Source organism: Puniceibacterium sediminis (assembly GCF_900188035.1).
GTDB lineage: Bacteria > Pseudomonadota > Alphaproteobacteria > Rhodobacterales > Rhodobacteraceae > Puniceibacterium > Puniceibacterium sediminis.
This window is the reverse complement of record NZ_FZNN01000011.1, coordinates 105,499-122,630: the sequence shown is the minus strand read 5'-3', so window position 1 is coordinate 122,630 and position 17,132 is coordinate 105,499. Positions and strand designations below refer to the sequence as shown.

General features: G+C 62.7%; 10 protein-coding genes. 5 read left to right on the top strand and 5 right to left on the bottom strand.

Annotated elements, in window-relative coordinates:
* Positions 1 to 155 precede the first annotated feature (155 nt).
* A complete protein-coding gene (gene katG / locus CHB75_RS13040; RefSeq protein WP_089271149.1) occupies positions 156 to 2,384 on the bottom strand; it encodes a catalase/peroxidase HPI in 2,229 nt (742 codons plus the stop codon).
* A 151-nt stretch (positions 2,385 to 2,535) separates the two neighbouring features.
* On the opposite strand from katG, the gene CHB75_RS13035 reads away from it, so the two are divergent.
* Together CHB75_RS13035 and putA are read left to right on the top strand one after the other, a co-directional pair.
* On the top strand, positions 2,536 to 3,468 hold the full coding sequence (locus CHB75_RS13035) for a LysR substrate-binding domain-containing protein (protein ID WP_089271147.1): 933 nt from the start codon (positions 2,536 to 2,538) through the stop codon (positions 3,466 to 3,468).
* A gap of 178 nt (positions 3,469 to 3,646) precedes the next feature.
* Positions 3,647 to 7,315, top strand: a complete 3,669-nt coding sequence (gene putA / locus CHB75_RS13030; RefSeq protein WP_089271145.1) for a bifunctional proline dehydrogenase/L-glutamate gamma-semialdehyde dehydrogenase PutA — start codon at positions 3,647 to 3,649, stop codon at positions 7,313 to 7,315.
* Positions 7,316 to 7,363: 48 nt separating this feature from the next.
* Here the strand turns inward: putA and CHB75_RS13025 are convergent, their stop codons facing one another.
* The 4 genes from CHB75_RS13025 to CHB75_RS13010 form a co-directional block, all read right to left on the bottom strand.
* Positions 7,364 to 8,782 carry a DUF6880 family protein gene (locus CHB75_RS13025; protein ID WP_089271143.1) on the bottom strand — a complete coding sequence of 473 codons (1,419 nt, stop codon included), beginning with the start codon at positions 8,780 to 8,782 and terminating at the stop codon, positions 7,364 to 7,366.
* Between the two features lie 153 nt (positions 8,783 to 8,935).
* Entirely contained in the window at positions 8,936 to 10,795 is a 1,860-nt protein-coding gene (locus tag CHB75_RS13020; RefSeq protein WP_089271141.1) for an OmpA family protein, read from the bottom strand.
* Between the two features lie 138 nt (positions 10,796 to 10,933).
* Positions 10,934 to 12,193: a vWA domain-containing protein gene (locus tag CHB75_RS13015; RefSeq protein WP_089271139.1), complete on the bottom strand. Its 1,260-nt coding sequence runs from the start codon at positions 12,191 to 12,193 to the stop codon at positions 10,934 to 10,936.
* A gap of 60 nt (positions 12,194 to 12,253) precedes the next feature.
* Entirely contained in the window at positions 12,254 to 13,162 is a 909-nt protein-coding gene (locus CHB75_RS13010) for an AAA family ATPase (protein WP_089271137.1), read from the bottom strand.
* Between the two features lie 221 nt (positions 13,163 to 13,383).
* Here CHB75_RS13010 and pyrC point away from each other — a divergent pair, with 221 nt between their 5' ends.
* The 3 genes from pyrC to CHB75_RS12995 all read left to right on the top strand — a co-directional run bounded on the left by pyrC (position 13,384) and on the right by CHB75_RS12995 (position 16,878).
* On the top strand, positions 13,384 to 14,424 hold the full coding sequence (gene pyrC, locus CHB75_RS13005; protein WP_089271135.1) for a dihydroorotase: 1,041 nt from the start codon (positions 13,384 to 13,386) through the stop codon (positions 14,422 to 14,424).
* Positions 14,425 to 14,459: 35 nt separating this feature from the next.
* Positions 14,460 to 15,137: an orotate phosphoribosyltransferase gene (locus tag CHB75_RS13000; protein ID WP_089271133.1), complete on the top strand. Its 678-nt coding sequence runs from the start codon at positions 14,460 to 14,462 to the stop codon at positions 15,135 to 15,137.
* A gap of 247 nt (positions 15,138 to 15,384) precedes the next feature.
* The gene (locus CHB75_RS12995) at positions 15,385 to 16,878 is read left to right on the top strand and encodes a replicative DNA helicase (RefSeq protein ID WP_089271131.1); all 1,494 of its coding nucleotides are present in this window, start codon (positions 15,385 to 15,387) and stop codon (positions 16,876 to 16,878) included.
* The last annotated feature ends 254 nt before the right edge of the window (positions 16,879 to 17,132 follow it).

Genomic DNA, 17,132 nt, shown 5'->3' with positions numbered 1-17,132 from the left:
ATGACAAACGCCCCGGGCACTGCTCCGGGGCGTTTTTGTTTGTGGCGGGCTTTTCGCAGGTGCGATGGGACCAAAGAAAAAGCGGCCGCGTGAGCGGCCGCTTTTGTTGGAACGATCCAGATGCGAGATCAACCGCCGCACCCGGAGTGACCATCTTACTTCAGGTCGAAGCGGTCCAGTTCCATGACCTTGGTCCAGGCGGCAACGAAATCCTTGACGAATTTCGCGCCAGCGTCGTCCTGGGCGTAGACTTCGGCGAGCGCGCGCAGCTGGGAGTTCGAACCGAACACCAGATCGCAGCGCGTACCGGTCCACTTCGGCTCGCCAGTCTTTCGGTCACGGGCCTGATAGGTGTTGGCACCTTCGCTGACCGGTTTCCATTCATACGCCATATCAAGGATATTGCGGAAGAAATCGTTGGTAAGCGTGCCGGGACGGTCGGTAAAGACACCGTGCTGCACACCGCCTGCATTGGCATCAAGCGCGCGCAGACCACCAACCAGCACCGTCATTTCGGGTGCAGTCAGCGTCAGAAGCTGGGCGCGATCGACCAGAAGTTCCTCGGGCGAGGCGGTGAAATCCGTCGCCTGGAAGTTACGGAACCCATCGGCGCGCGGCTCAAGCGGTTCAAAGCTTTCGGCGTCGGTCTGTTCCTGCGTCGCATCGGTGCGGCCCGGAGTGAACGGCACCTCGATCGGGTTGCCGCCAGCGGCCGCAGCATTTTCGATCGCCGCAACACCACCAAGCACGATCAGATCGGCAAGGCTGACCTTTTTCGCGCCATTTGCCGCGTCAAAGGAGGCCTTGATGCCTTCGAGCACTCCTAGCACCTTGGCCAGCTGCGCCGGGCGGTTGGCTTCCCAATCCTTTTGCGGAGCAAGACGGATGCGCGCGCCATTGGCGCCGCCGCGTTTGTCAGACCCACGGAAAGTCGAAGCCGAGGCCCAGGCCGTCTGAACCAGTTCAGAGGGTGTAAGCTCGCTGCCCAGAAGCTGCGCCTTGAGCGCGGCAACATCCGAGGCATCAATCTGCTCGTAATCCGCGGCCGGAACCGGATCCTGCCAGATCAGATCTTCGGCAGGCACTTCGGAGCCGAGGTAACGCACCTTTGGCCCCATGTCGCGGTGGGTCAGCTTGAACCAGGCGCGGGCATAGGCATCGGCAAACACATCCGGGTTTTCCAGATAGTGCTGCGAAATCTTCGCATAATCCGGGTCCATCTTGAGCGCGAGGTCGGCGGTGGTCATCATCGGGGCATGGCGCACCCCGGGGCGATGGGCGTCTTCGACAGCGTCCGCCATGGCGCCGTGGGCAGGCTTCCACTGGTGCGCGCCGGCAGGGGATTTCGTCAGCTCCCATTCGTTGCCCAGCAGGGTTTCAAGATAGCCCATGTCCCATGTGGTGGGGTTCGGCTTCCAGGCGCCTTCGATGCCGCTGGTGGTGGTATATGCGCCGTGGCCGGTCTCAAACGCGTTCTTCCAGCCGAAACCCATATCCTCCATCGCGCCGGCTTCGGGTTCGGCACCCATCAGGGATGCGTCGCCCGCACCGTGCGCCTTGCCAAAGGTGTGACCACCGGCAACCAGTGCGACGGTTTCTTCGTCGTTCATCGCCATCCGGGCAAAGGTGTCGCGGATGTCATAGGCGGATTTGAGCGGATCGGGGTTGCCGTTGGGACCTTCGGGGTTGACGTAGATCAGGCCCATCTGCACGGCGGCCAGCGGGTTTTCAAGGAAGCGGCCCATGCCGTCCTCGCCCTTGTCATAACGCTCGTCCTTGTTGCCGAGCCATTCGTCCTCGACACCCCAGTAGATGTCTTCTTCGGGTTCGTAGATGTCTGCACGACCGCCGCCGAAACCAAAGGTCTTGAAGCCCATGGATTCCATCGCGACGTTGCCGGTCAGGATGAACAGGTCGGCCCAGCTGAGGCTGTTGCCGTACTTCTGCTTGATCGGCCATAGCAGGCGACGTGCCTTGTCGAGGTTACCGTTGTCCGGCCAGGAGTTCAGCGGCGCAAATCGCTGCGAACCCGAGGTCGATCCGCCACGGCCATCGGCGGTGCGGTAGGTGCCGGCCGAGTGCCAGGCCATGCGCACGAAAAACGGGCCGTAGTGGCCGTAGTCCGCGGGCCACCAATCCTGGCTGTCGGTCATCAGCGCGGTAAGGTCGGCCTTGACCGCGGCAAGGTCGAGCTTTGCGAATTCGGCGGCATAGTCGAAATCGGCCCCGTTCGGGTCGGTCTGCGGGCCGTTCTGGTTCAGGATCTTGAGGTTCAGCTGGTTCGGCCACCAATCCCGATTCGACCGGGTGCGGTTGGTGGTGTGCAGCGTTGATGCCCCGTGAATCACCGGGCATTTGCCTGCGCTTGCGTCATTTCCGTCCATGAGGATCTCCTTCGTAGTATCCTGAGTGCTGCTGATGCGTTGGCGGGCCAGGGCCCATTCGCATCGCGTTGCTGATCGTATGGCGGGCCTATAGCAGGTCGCGGCGATTAATTTAAGTTGCATTTAGATATGCTGTCGATAACTTTATCTTATGAACACACTCACCCTGAAACAACTCCGATATTTCGAGGCTTTGGCCCGTCACCTTCACTTTGGCCATGCCGCAGAAGCATCAGCCATTTCACAGCCGGCGCTTTCGGTGCAGATCCGCGAGCTTGAAACATCTCTGGGTGTGGCGCTTTTTGAACGCGGTCCACGGCAGGTACGCCTGACGCCGTTTGGCACCGAATTTGCGGTGCGCGCCCGCGAGATCCTGCGCAAGGTCGACGAACTGGGCGATCTGGCCCGGCTGTCGCAGGGCGGGCTTTCGGGGCGGCTACGGGTCGGGGTCATCCCGACGATTGCGCCCTATCTGGTGCCAACGGTGATCCGCAGCCTGACCCGGACCTGGCCCGAGCTTGACATCCACATCCGTGAAACGACCACCCCGCGCCTGATCCAGGAGCTGGAAGAAGGGGCGCTGGATGCCGCCATCGTGGCGCTGCCGGTGTCAGAGCCGACGCTGACAGAGGTCGAACTGTTCACCGAAAGCTTTGTTCTGGTGCGCCACAGGGATGAGGCCGACCGCCCGATGCCCGACCGGGATCGCTTGCGCGAAATGCGCCTGCTGCTGCTGGAAGAAGGCCATTGTTTCCGCGATCAGGCGCTGTCCTTCTGCGACCGTGCCGGGGGGCGGGCCAAGTACGGGCTTGATGCCTCGTCCCTGTCCACGCTTGTGCAGATGGTCGGCGCGGGGATCGGCGTGACGCTTTTGCCGGAAATGGCGGTCGCGGTGGAAACCCGGTCGGCGCCGGTGGTGATCGGCCGCTTTGCCGACCCGCAGCCCAGCCGCACGGTCGGCATGATCTGGCGCAAATCCACGCCTCTGGCGGATCAGCTGTTTGAACTTGCCGCAGGTCTTGCCAACAGCCTGCGGGATGATTCCACGATTTCAGCGTCGTCGGACGCGTCAGCCACGACCTGAAACATGGGGCTTTGACAGTGCAAACTCACTGCAATCTCCCCAACACCATTCCGATATTCCTGCATTTTAGGCCCACTACGCGGCGAGGCTTGCAACTGTAGAGCATCTGTTTACCGTTCCTTGAAACGGACCCTCAGTCTGGTCCGGACCTGTTCACATCAGACCCGGGAGAGCCTTCATGACCGCTGCTGCAACTGGCGACTTCGCCACCGACAACCCGTTCCGCCAGCAAGTGCGTGCGAATTACACGGCGGACGAGGCGACGATGATCGCGGAGTTGATCGCCCGGATCAAACTGTCAGAGCAGGACCGTGCCAAGATCGCAGCGGCAGGCGCGCAATATGTGGACCGGGTGCGCAAAGAGACTTCTCCGTCGATGATGGAGGCGTTTCTGGCCGAATACGGCCTTTCGACCGAAGAAGGCGTTGGCCTCATGTGTCTGGCCGAGGCGCTGCTGCGGGTGCCGGATGCCGAAACCATCGACGACCTGATCGAGGACAAGATCGCACCGTCCAACTGGGGTGCGCATCTGGGCCATTCGTCATCGTCGCTGGTCAATGCTTCGACCTGGGCGCTGATGCTGACCGGTCGCGTGCTGGACGATGACCCCCGCGCCCCTGCCCGCGTGCTGCGCGGTCTGGTGAAACGCATTGGCGAGCCGGTGGTGCGCACCGCCGTGGGTCAGTCGATGAAGATCCTGGGCAAGCAGTTCGTGCTGGGTCAGACCATTGACGAAGGCATGAAGAACGCCCGCGAGCTGGAGAAGAAGGGCTATACCTATTCCTACGACATGTTGGGCGAAGCGGCACGTACCGACGCCGATGCGGTGCGCTATCACGCCGCCTATTCATCGGCGATCACGGCAATTGCCAAGCAGTCCAAGGGCGATGTGCGCTCTTCCCCCGGGATATCGGTAAAACTCTCGGCGCTGCACCCGCGCTATGAATACACCCACAAGGCGACGGTGATGGCCGAACTGCTGCCCCGTGCGCTGGATCTGGCCCGTCAGGCCGCCCGCGCCAAGATCGGGTTCAACATCGACGCCGAAGAACAGGACCGGCTGGACCTGTCGCTGGATGTGATCGAGGCGATGCTGTCGGATCCCGCACTGGCGGGCTGGGACGGTTTCGGCGTTGTGGTGCAGGCCTATGGCCGTCGCGCCGCCCCCGTGATTGAGACGCTCTATGACATGGCGCAGCGCTATGACCGCCGGATCATGGTCCGTCTGGTCAAGGGTGCCTATTGGGACACGGAAATCAAGCTGGCGCAGGAAATGGGGGTCGAACGCTTTCCTGTGTTCACCCGCAAGGTCAACACCGACACGTCCTATATGGCCTGTGCGCAGATGCTGATGGATCGGCGCGACCGGATTTATCCGCAGTTCGCCACCCATAATGCCCACACCTGCGCCGCCGTGATCGCCATGGCGGGCAATGACAAGGGCAGTTTCGAATTCCAGCGCCTGCATGGCATGGGTGAATCCCTGCACGGCATCGTCAAGGACTCCGAGGGCACCCGTTGCCGGATCTATGCCCCGGTTGGCGCGCACCGCGATCTGCTGGCCTATCTGGTGCGTCGCCTGCTGGAAAACGGCGCGAATTCGTCCTTTGTGAACCAGATCGTCGACACCTCGATCCCCTCCAGCACCATTTCCACCGACCCGGTGACCGAAGTGCAGGCCCTGAACGGAGTTGTCGCCAATCCGACGATATCACTGCCGGGCGATCTGTTCATGCCGGAACGTTCCAATTCCAAGGGATTCCGGATCAACGAACCCGCCTCGATCCTGCCGCTTCTGGCCGCACGCGAAGCCTTCGCTGACACCACCTGGACCGGCGGGCCGATGATTGTCGGCAACCCGGCACCACAGGGTCCGGCGCGTCAGGTCATGTCCCCGGCCGAGAGCACGCGCGTCATTGGCACCGTGCATGACGCCACCCCGGCAGAGGTCGCCATTGCACTGGACGCCGCACAGGCCGGGTTCGAGGAATGGTCCGCCGTGCCGGTGTCAGATCGTGCGAACATCCTGCGCAAAGTCGCAGACCTATATGAGGCGAACACCGCCGAACTGACTGCAATCACCACGCGCGAGGCCGGTAAGACCGTTCCAGACGGCATTTCCGAAGTGCGCGAAGCGGTGGATTTCCTGCGCTATTATGCGAACGAGGCTGAGCGGCTTGAGGATGAAGACCCCGGCAAACCGCGCGGCGTATTTGTCTGCATCAGCCCCTGGAATTTCCCGCTGGCGATCTTTACCGGGCAGGTGGCGGCGGCGCTGGCCGTGGGCAACACGGTGCTGGCCAAGCCTGCTGAACAGACGCCGATCATCGCCGCCCGTGCGGTTCAGCTGATGCGCGAGGCAGGCCTGCCAGAGGCGGCGCTGCAACTTCTGCCCGGCGACGGCCCCACTGTGGGCGGCCCGCTGACCAGCGATCCGCGCGTTGCCGGCGTCTGTTTCACCGGCTCAACCGAGGTGGCGCAGATCATCCACAAGGCTGTGGCGGCAAATGCCGACCCCGATGCCACGCTGATCGCTGAAACCGGCGGTCTGAACGCGATGATCGTCGATTCCACCGCGCTGACCGAACAGGCGGTGCGCGATATCCTGATTTCGTCGTTCCAGTCCGCCGGTCAGCGCTGTTCCGCGCTGCGCATGCTTTATGTCCAGGACGAGGCGCGCGACCGACTGCTTGAGATGCTCTATGGCGCGATGGAGTCGCTGGTGATTGGCGACCCGTGGCGCACGGATGTTGACGTGTCCCCGGTGATCGACGCCGAAGCGCAGCAGGGCATCATGGATTATGTCGCAGCACACGAAAAAGCGGGCACGCTGATGAAGTCCCTGCCCGCTCCCACGGGTGGCAGCTATGTCACCCCGGCGGTGGTCAAGGTGAACGGCATCGCGGATATGGAGCGCGAGATTTTTGGCCCCGTGCTGCATGTGGCGAGCTTCCGTGCGCGCGATATCGACAAGGTGGTCGATGCGATCAATGCGCGGGAATACGGGCTGACCTTTGGCCTGCACACCCGGATCGACGACCGCGTGCAGCAAATTGTGGACCGCATCCACGTCGGCAACACCTATGTGAACCGAAACCAGATCGGTGCTATCGTCGGCAGCCAACCCTTTGGCGGAGAGGGGCTTTCTGGTACGGGGCCCAAGGCGGGTGGCCCGCTGTACCTCCCCCGGTTCCGCCGCACCGGCAAGGTGGACAACCCGCCCGCCCCGGTTGGCGACACCCCGGGTCGGCAGGCGATCGAACTGGCCTTCGCTCAGATCGACGCGCGCAACTGGGCGGCGCGGGCGGACAAGGTTTCGGTCCTGCGTGCAGCGCTTAGCGGGCGCAGCGGGGTCGTGCGCCGCGCACTGGCGGAAACAGCCGCCTTCGATATGTCACCCCAGACGCTGCCCGGCCCGACGGGCGAAAGCAACCGCCTGCGCATGTTCCCCAGGGGCATGGTGCTGTGCCTTGGGCCGACCGTGGAAATCGCCGTTGCCCAGGCCATTCAGGCAACCGGGGCGGGCTGTGGCGCGCTGATCGTGGTGCCGGGGGCGCTGTCGTCGATGGCCGTTGCCCTGTCCGCCGCCGGTGCCCCTGTGGTGTCACTGGATGGCACGGTCGATGCCGAAACACTGGAAACCTTGCAGGGGGTTGCGGTGATTGCGGCGGCGGGGGCGTCGGACTGGACGCGGTCGCTGCGCATCGCCCTGTCACGGCGCGACGGGCCGATCCTGCCGCTGGTGACCGAGGTGATTGCCCCCGAACGCTATGTGATCGAACGCCACCTTTGCGTCGACACCACGGCAGCGGGCGGCAACGCGAGCCTTCTGGCGACCTCGTCCTGATACGGCTGCCTGGAACGATGCAGAATTGTTCCGGGCAGAACGCCCTGCCTACCCGACCCGCGCCCAGAACGATGTCTTGCGGTCGTGGCGGGCGCGCAGAGTTTCGACATAGCGCAGGTGACTTTGGAACGTTCCATAGTCAGAGATTTCACCGTCCAGCGCGGCGCAATCCATCAGGTGATCACCGGCGTGGCCGTATCGGCTCGCCCGGCCCTTTTCCAACGCAAAGTCGATCATAGCGCGCCAGCACAGCACCGCCGCCAGCGGATACCGGTCGCGCAGTGCCTCAGCGGCCGGGGTCAGGATCTCGTAATAATCTCCGTTCAGCTCGGCGTTGCGGGTTTCGATCAGCCGCGCGGCAAGGCTGAGGTCTGGCCACTCGAGCAGGAACAATAGCGCCGCATTTGCGTCCGGGTATTGCAGCACAAACGCCTTGGCGCGGTCCTCGGCCTCAATATCGTCGAAATCCGGCAGGACCTTCAGGTAGGCGCGCAGAAACTCCGGATCCAGCGTGGCGCAAAACCGATTCCAGCGGTGCGCCTGCGCCCCTTCCACCTGCCCCAGCGCCAGAAGACTGGCGATATAGGCCTGATCCCAACGGGCATCCTCCTGGCCATCCGGCGGCCCGAGCAGATCGAGCGCGTCCTGCGCGCGCCCATCGGCCAGCAGGCGGAGTGCTGCATCGGCGGCGATGCGCGGATGGGTCAGGTCCTGATCGGAATACTGAGCGATATAAGCGTCGGTGTCGCCCTGTGCCTCGGCAATCTCTTGCCGGGTGCTGCGGATCAGCCGTGCCTTGTTGTCGGCAAGGTAGCTGCCGCGCCCACTGCGCAGATCGCGCAGAAATTGCAGCGCTGCGTGGGTGTCTGCGTCTTCTTCCAGCGGCTCTGCCTCATAGGCATCGACCAACTGGCCAAGCTGCGCCAGCCCCGTCTCACCAAGGGACGGCGCCAGCAGCGTGATGATCCCGTCGAATTCGCCATAACCATTGTCGCGCACGGCGTCCCATACCCGGCGGGCCAGGGGTTCAGGTTCCAGTGACGCGCGCGGCGCGATATCTTCGAACCGGGCGCGTGCGGCGCGGAACACATCGCCCACCTCGCCACGGCTGTCATCGACCCGCTCATAAACCGAAGGGGCAAGCGCGATGAAATCCCACAGCAGGTCAAATCCCAGCGAGGCATCCTCTGGGGCGATCCGGTCGGTGATCATTTCCGCCTGCGTCGCCAGGTCACGTACCAGCGCCGCGCGCTTGCGCCAGCTCACATGGCTTGTCGATTTGCGCAAGGATACCAGCCGCTTGCGCACATCGCGCGCCAATTCCTGCGGGCCAAGGTTATGGCTGAGTTCGAGCCGCAACCGCCGCTTGATTTCAGCACTGCCCTGACTGACGTCGATCAACAGCTCGGCAAGGCGCTCCGCCCCGAGAGAGGTAAGATTTGCGGCGTTCAAGGTTTTCTTTGACATGCCTGATGTGTGCCATCCCTGCGGGCGCAGGAAAAGCCCGTTCTTAGGCGCGGGCCTCTACAAACGGAACGTTCCAGTCCGTCAACAGCGCGCCAAAAAAGGCCCCGCGCATCGCTGCGCAGGGCCAATTTTCAATCCCGATGCGGGTTCGGATCAGTTCCGGCCACCATCCAGCAGCGGTGTGATCCGGCGCACAGCAGCGCGGCGGTTGGCCCGCTCAGCATTCGGTGTGCGCACGATCAGGTCAGTTTCGCCGTACCCCTGAACCACAAGGTTTTCCGGCGGGACGGCAAAGTATTCCGTCAGGGCAAGTGCCACCGATTCAGCCCGACGGTCCGACAGGGCAAGGTTGTAGCTACCTGCGCCCACCGCGTCGGTGTGGCCTTCGACCAGGAACACCTCGAACGGGTTGCGTTCGATCATCTTGCGCATCGCGTTGCCCAGGGCGGCCAGATCCTTGGCCTCTTCCGGCAGGATCACCGACGAGTTCGTGCCGAAGTTCACCGAGTCCACGTTGATTTCAGGCACCAGCTGACGCACCGCGTTGATGTTGCGGATCTGGCTGAGCGAGAAAGTCCGGTTCACATTCGCGGCCTGCGCGGCCGTCAAAGTCGCTTCAAGATCGTCGGCATTGATGTCGCGGAAATTGACCGTCCGGCGTGTGCTGGCCTTTGGCAGCTTGCTGACCTCGACCGCTTGCGAGCTTTGCGTATCGTCAAACAGCAGAACCGAGGTTCCATCCGGCAGATTGCGCGCGCGGCGCAGGACGCGGCCATCGGCGGCGCGGATTGTTTCGACCTCGCTCCCGTCTTCGCGGGTGACGATGGTGCGGGTCGAGCCGTCCGAATAGTTGTAGGTCTTAATGTCGGATCCGGGCTGGCGCAGCAGGGCGTCGTCGTTCTTGATCACCCGGTACTGGCCGTCACGTTCGGCAATCACCCGGTCACCGGTATTGGCGGCCACGGTTTCGTTCTTGCGCAACAGGCTGCCAATGGCGACGGCACCGATCCCCAACAGGGCGGCTTTTTCAAAGTTGCTCAGACCCTTGTCGTCATCGTCTTTCTTCTTGGCCTTGGCCTTCGCTGCTGCCTTGGCCTCCGGGAGCACTTCACCCTTGAGGTTGGTGTCGAATTCTTCATCCGAACTGCGCGCGGTGTCTTCGGTGACGGTTTCCTCTATCACTTCGGCCTCGGCATCGGCTTCACCGCTGGTCGCGGCCAATGAGGCGGGCGCCTCTGCATCGGCTTCGGCCTGAACTTCGGCCTGTGTCGCAGAATCCATTGGTGCTGCATCTTCGGTCGTGGCTGTCGTCTCGACCTCTGCCGGAGGAGTGGCAGAATCGTCGGTGCCTTCGGCGAGCTTTTTCAGGCTATCGGCCAGGCTGTCGCCGGTCTCGGCCACAGGCGCATCAGCGGTGGCTTCGGTCTCTGTGGGCGTGTCCGTTTCGACGGTGGCCTCGGGTTCAGCCGCTGCTTCGGGCTCGGCAGTGGCCTCCGGTTCGGGCGCGGCTTCGGGTTCGACGGCAATATCTGCGGTCGCCTGTGGCTCGGGCGCGGCTTCGTTCGCTCCGGTGGCCTGCTCGGTCGGCGCTTCGGCCTCTGGGGTCGGCTCGACTTCGACGGCTTGCGGTTCGGCTTCGACTTGCGGCGCGGGCTCAGCTTCGGCAGCTTGCGGCTCGGCCTCTGGCGCAGCTGGCTCGGCCTCCGGAGCAGCCTCAGCCTCGGCGACAGGTGCTTCCACAGGTGCTTCCTCTGCGGCTTCGGGAGCCGTGTCGTCGATCGGAGCGTCCAGCGACTCGTCGACAGGCGCCTCTGTGGTGACTTCGGCCTCGGCCTTGGCCTGAGCTTCAATCGCCTCTTCAAGCTTCTTGCGCAGCAGTTCTGCCTGGGCTTCTTCCTCGGTCTGCGCCGTGGTCTCGGGGCTTACGGTCTGGGCAAAGCTCGGGATCGGGGCGGCGGCAAGGCTTGCCACCAGCACCATGGCTGTCGAGGATTTCAGAAATCCGGGTTTCATCGCGTGTCCTTTCAGTGTCCACCTCAGTGGTATGCACATGGAACGCGCACAGGGGCCATTCGGGTTCCCGGAAGGTTGAAATTATTCGGCGAATCCTCGCCGAGGATTGAAACACTTCCGCCCTGAACGGCTCAGGCTTCAGCCATCCATCAATGCCATCAGCCGGGTCTTTTCACCCACGTCGTCGGGACGCGAGATGACATCGGCCAAATCCTGCAACGATTGGACAGAATGGCCGGCGCGAAAGGAATCCACATGTGGCAGCATCGCGCGAATTCCGGCAGCCTTGGGCGCAAAGCCGTCCCAGCGCAGCAGCGGGTTGAGCCAGATCAGACGTCGGGCGGATAGATGCAACCGCTCCATTTCACGGCTTAGTGCGCCGCTGTCATCCCGGTCCAACCCATCCGTGATCAGCAGGACCACCGCGCCCTGCCCCATGACCCGCCGCGACCAGTCCCGGTTGAACGTATGCAGCGACGCACCGATCCGCGTGCCACCCTCCCAATCCTGCGCCTCGGCCCCCGCGGATTTGAGCGCGACATCGACGTCTTTGGTGGCAAGGTGGCGGGTGATGTTGGTCAGCCGGGTGCCAAAGGTAAAGGCATGGACCTTGGTCCAGCCGGCACCCTTTTCATTTGCGACGGCATGCAGAAAGTGCAGGACCATGCGGGAATACTGGCTCATCGAGCCGGAAATATCGCAGATCACCACCAGATTGGGCCAGCGCGGGCGCGGTTTGGTGTGTGACAGGCTGCGCATCTCGCCACCCTGCCGCATCGCGGCGCGGATCGTGCGCCGCCAGTCGGTTCTGGCCCCATTCACCGCCGCCATGCCACGGCGCGACGGCAGTGGTTTCACCGGCAGGGTAAGGCGGGCAAGCATGCGCTTGGCCTCGGCTATTTCTTTCGTGGACATCTGTTCGAAATCTAGGGTGCGCAGCTTTTCCTCGGCTGACATGGTCATTGAGGCATCAACCTCAATCTTTGTCTCTTCCTTATCGCCCTCGGGGCGTTCAGGTGCCTCGGGTTGCATCCCGTCAAGCAGCGCCTCGGCGGCGCGCTTTTCGGCGGCCTGAGCAAGCTTTTCCTCCTGCACGCCGCGGATGGCGGGCAGCATCATCGACATCATATGTTCAAGGTATCGCGGGTCGCGCCAGTAAAGCCGGAAGATCTGGTTAAAGACCGTACGGTGTTCAGGGCGGTTCACGAAACAGGCATGCAGGGTCCAGTAGAAATCCCGCCGGTCGGTGAAACCCGCCGCCTCGACCGCGCGAATGGCGTCGATCACCCGGCCCGTCCCGATGGGCAACCCCGCGCGACGCAGGGCGCGGGCAAAATGGGTGATGTTATTGGCGAGCTTCGGGTTTTCCGGCAATTCCAGCGGCAGGTATTCTGGCATGTCAGGACCCGTGGGGACACTGCCCCCACACCCCCGATGTATCTGAAAACAAAAGAGGCATCAGGCCGGGGCGAGCGAAGCGCGGGCTTCGTCCAGCAGGCGTTTGGCCTCAGACCCCTGGATCTTTTGAATGTCGTCCTGATACTTCAGGATCGCGCCAAGGGTGTCGCTGATCACCTCGGGCGACAGGTCGATCACATCCAGCGCCAGCAGGCATTTCGCCCAGTCGATGGTTTCCGCCACGCCGGGTTTCTTGAACAGATCCTCGGTGCGCAGTTTCTGCACAAAGGCCACGATCTCGCGGCTTAGCGTCTCGGCGGCCTCTGGCGCGCGGGCGTGCAGGATTTCGACCTCGCGATCAAAGGTCGGGTAGTCGACCCAGTGGTAGAGACAGCGGCGTTTCAGGGCGTCGTGCACTTCGCGGGTGCGGTTGCTGGTCAGAATGACGATGGGCGGCTCGGGAGCCTGGATCGTTCCAAGTTCAGGGATGGTGACCTGAAAATCCGAAAGCGCTTCGAGCAGGAATGCCTCGAACGGTTCATCCGTGCGGTCAATTTCATCGATCAGCAGGATCGGCGCGCCGTTTTCGTCCCCACGCATGGCCTGCAACAAGGGGCGTTCAACAAGGAATTCTTCGGAGAAGAGTTCGGTCTTCAACGCCTGCCGGTCGGCCCCACCCGACGCCTCGGCCGTGCGGATGGCGATCATCTGCGCTGGAAAGTTCCACTCATACACCGCAGACGACGCATCGAGCCCTTCGTAACATTGAAGCCGGATCAGGCGGCGACCCAGCGCCAGCGCCAGCGCCTTGGCGATCTCGGTCTTGCCCACGCCCGCCTCGCCCTCCAGAAACAGCGGCCGACCCAGTTTCAGTGACAGAAAGACAACCGTGGCCAGGGCCCGCCCGCAGACATAGCCGGTATCGGCCAGCGTGCTTTGAACGGCGTCGATGGATTGCGGTATCTGCATGTCTCGCTCCTGTTGGGTGCCCCTTTTGCTGCACGGCAGGATTGGCCGGGTCAATAGCGCATAGGTCGCATGGAGACCCCGGTTGGAACGATCCAGTGTCAGGGGGCAATGACGCAGGATGCTGCGCAAAACGGCTTTGACTGCCTGCCGAGGCGTCCCGCCTGCGTGAAACGTGCAAATCCACTGGCGCGTCCGCCTGCCGCCGTGCTAACCGCATCGCCATGACACAGAGCCTTACAATTCGCCGTCCCGATGACTGGCACCTGCACCTGCGCGATGGCGCGATGTTGCGCGCCGTGGCCCCCGAAACCGCGCGCCACTTTGCCCGTGCCATCATCATGCCGAACCTCGTGCCGCCAGTCGTGACCGGCGCACAGGCCGCCGCCTACCGCGACAGGATCCTTGCCGCCCTGCCCGAAGGCGCGCGTTTTGAGCCGTTGATGACGCTCTACCTGACCGAGGATACCAACCCTGCGGATGTTGCCGCCGCACATGCCTCGGGGCTCATCAAAGCGGTGAAACTTTACCCCGCCGGTGCCACGACCAATTCCGCCTCTGGTGTCAGCGATTTCAACAAGGTCCGCCCGGTGCTGGAAAAGATGGCCGAAATCGGTCTGCCGCTTTGTATGCACGGCGAAGTCACCGACGCGTCCGTCGACATCTTTGACCGCGAGGCGGTGTTCATCGACCGCGTGCTTGACCCGATCCGCCGCGCCACCCCCGGTCTGCGCGTGGTAATGGAACACATCACCACCACCCAAGGCGCGCAGTATGCCCGCGAAGGCGGAGCCGATCTGGCGGCGACGATCACCACTCATCACCTTGTCATCAACCGCAATCATATCCTCGTTGGCGGGATCAAACCGCATTACTACTGCCTGCCGGTGGCCAAGCGCGAAGAGCACCGCCTAGCCCTGCGCGCCGCTGCCACCTCGGGCAACCCGAGCTATTTCCTTGGCACAGATTCCGCGCCGCATGTGGATGCGCTCAAGGAACATGCCTGCGGCTGTGCGGGCTGCTTTACCGCCACCAACACCATGTCGATCCTCGCCGAGGTGTTCGAACAGGATGGTGCTCTGGACAAGCTCGAGGCCTTCACCTCGCTCAATGGCCCCGCCTTTTATGGCCTGCCGGTGAACGAAGGAACGCTGACCCTGACCAAAGGCGCGCCCGTCAGCTATCCGGCCAAGATCGACGCCGACGGCGATTCCGTCACCGTCTTTGATCCCGGTTTTCCGCTGCACTGGGCCGTCACGCCCTGATCCCGACTCCGCCCCTACCCCGAAAGGCCCATCCGATGATCCCCACAAATGCTCCGAGCTCCGAAGAGATGGCGCGCCTGACCGCCCGTATGCTGCTGGAAATCAAGGCGGTGCATTTCAACGCGGCTGAACCCTTCATCTTTGCGAGCGGTCTGCCCTCGCCGGTCTATATCGACTGCCGCAAGCTGATCTCTTATCCGCGTATCCGCTCGACCCTGATGGATTTTCTGACTGCCAAGGTGATGCGCGACGCCGGGTTCGAAGCGTTTGACAACATCGCCGGCGGCGAAACCGCGGGCATCCCGTTTGCCGCCCTTGTGGCCGAACGCATGGCCCTGCCCATGACCTATGTGCGCAAGAAACCCAAAGGCTACGGCCGCAACGCCCGTATTGAGGGCGCGATGAGCGAAGGCGAACGCGTGCTGCTGGTCGAGGATCTGACCACCGACGGCGGCTCGAAACTCAGCTTCGTCGATGCAATCCGCGACACCGGCGCCACCTGCGCCCATACGGCGGTGATCTTTTACTACGGAATCTTCCCCGAAACGATCAAGACACTGGGCGATCACGGTGTGGCCCTGCACCACCTCTGCACATGGTGGGACGTGCTGGCCGAGGCCCGCACGCAAGGCACATTTGACACAAAAACACTCGCGGAAGTTGAATCTTTCCTCACCGATCCCGCCAAGTGGCGTCAGTTGAACACAAAATAAATATCCCACGGCCCTGTGGATAAATCGACGCAAAGAATCGCCTGCCCATCCCGGATATAGTGGACAGGTGCCATAAAGATACCGTATGTTGAATGAACTTTCTGGTCATCAGCGGTGCTTTGCCATTTCCCGCAACTTATCCCCAGAGTTGTCCCACTAGGGCAAACCTGCGGCTTTTGTTATGACGACCCAACACGCAAGACCGTTCAACCGGCGCGCGAATCCGAGCAGAGATCAGGGGCAGATGATGAACGAAATCACCGCATTCAATCCAACAGGGGCCGAGGTACAGGCGCCGGAAACCATGCCGCACTCCATCGAGGCCGAACAGCAGCTTCTGGGTGCCATCCTGACCAACAACGACATCTATGATCGCGTCGCGTCGATCATCGGCGCGCATCATTTCTTTGATCCTGTGCATGCCCGTATCTACGAAATCTCTGCCGCCCGCATCGCCAAGAACAACCTTGCCTCGCCGGTGACGCTCAAGGCGTTCATGGAAGATGACGAAGGCCTCAAGGAACTTGGCGGCCCTGCTTATCTTGCCCGCCTTGCCGGTGCCGCGATCAGTTCCTTTGCGGTGCGCGACTATGCGCAGATGATCTATGACCTCGCGATCCGCCGCGATCTGATTTCGCTTGGCCGCGATATTTCGGCCAAGGCGTCCAAGGTCGATGTCGCCAACGAACCGCGCGAACAGATCGTCGAAGCGGAACAGGCGCTTTATAAACTTGCCGAACAGGGCAATTCCGAATCCGGTTTCCAAAGCTTTCTGCGTGCGGTGACGGACGCCGTGAACGTCGCCAACGCCGCCTACCAGCGCGAAGGCGGTCTTTCGGGCATCTCGACCGGCCTGACCGACATGGACAAGAAACTTGGCGGATTGCACCCTTCTGACCTGCTGATCCTTGCCGGTCGTCCGTCGATGGGCAAAACCTCGCTGGCCACCAACATCGCCTTCAACGTCGCCAAGGCCTACAAGCGTGGCCTGAAGGCAGATGGCACAGAAGGCGCAATCGAAGGCGGCGTGGTCGGTTTCTATTCGCTGGAAATGAGCGCCGAACAGCTCGCCGCCCGGATCCTCTCCGAGGCCTCCGAAGTGCCCAGCGAACAGATCCGCCGCGGCGACATGACAGAGGCCGAATTCCGCCGCTTCGTCGATGCCGCCAAGTCGCTTGAGGCCTGCCCGCTTTACATCGATGACACGCCCGCCCTGCCGATCAGCCAGCTTGCCGCCCGCGCCCGCCGCCTGAAACGGACCCACGGGCTTGACGTGCTGATGGTCGACTATCTCCAGCTGGTGCGCGGCACCGGAAAATCCGAAAACCGGGTGAACGAGATTTCGGAAATCACCATGGGCCTCAAGGCCATCGCCAAGGAACTCCACATCCCGGTGATCGCCCTGTCGCAGCTGTCGCGTCAGGTCGAATCCCGCGAAGACAAGCGCCCGCAGCTGTCTGACCTGCGTGAATCCGGCTCGATCGAACAGGACGCCGACGTGGTGATGTTCGTGTTCCGCGAAGAATACTACAAGGAACGCGAAAAGCCCGGCGATCACGACCTCGACAAGATGGCCGCCTGGCAAGAGGAAATGGAACGCCTGCACGGCAAGGCCGAAGTCGTCATCGGCAAACAGCGTCACGGCCCCATCGGCACCGTGGAACTGTCGTTCGAGGGTCAGTTCACCCGCTTCGGCAACCTCGTGAAACCCTGGCAGAACAACGACGACAGCAGCTTTTAACCCCACAATCGCGATTCGTCTGCGCGTCAGGGATGGCCGCAGGCCACCGCGGCTTGCCGCGGCGCGGCACGCGTCCTTGACGCGCGGACGAATCGCCAAACACTGGTCGATGCGCGTTCAGGGGCACAGCTGCCCCTGAACCGCTTCTCGGCAGATTCCCGGCCCTGCCAGGCAACGCCCCACTGAAAATCTCGATCCCACTTATCAACATCCCGCGCCGCATGGCGCACAGGCGGGCTAGGGCGGGTCCGGGT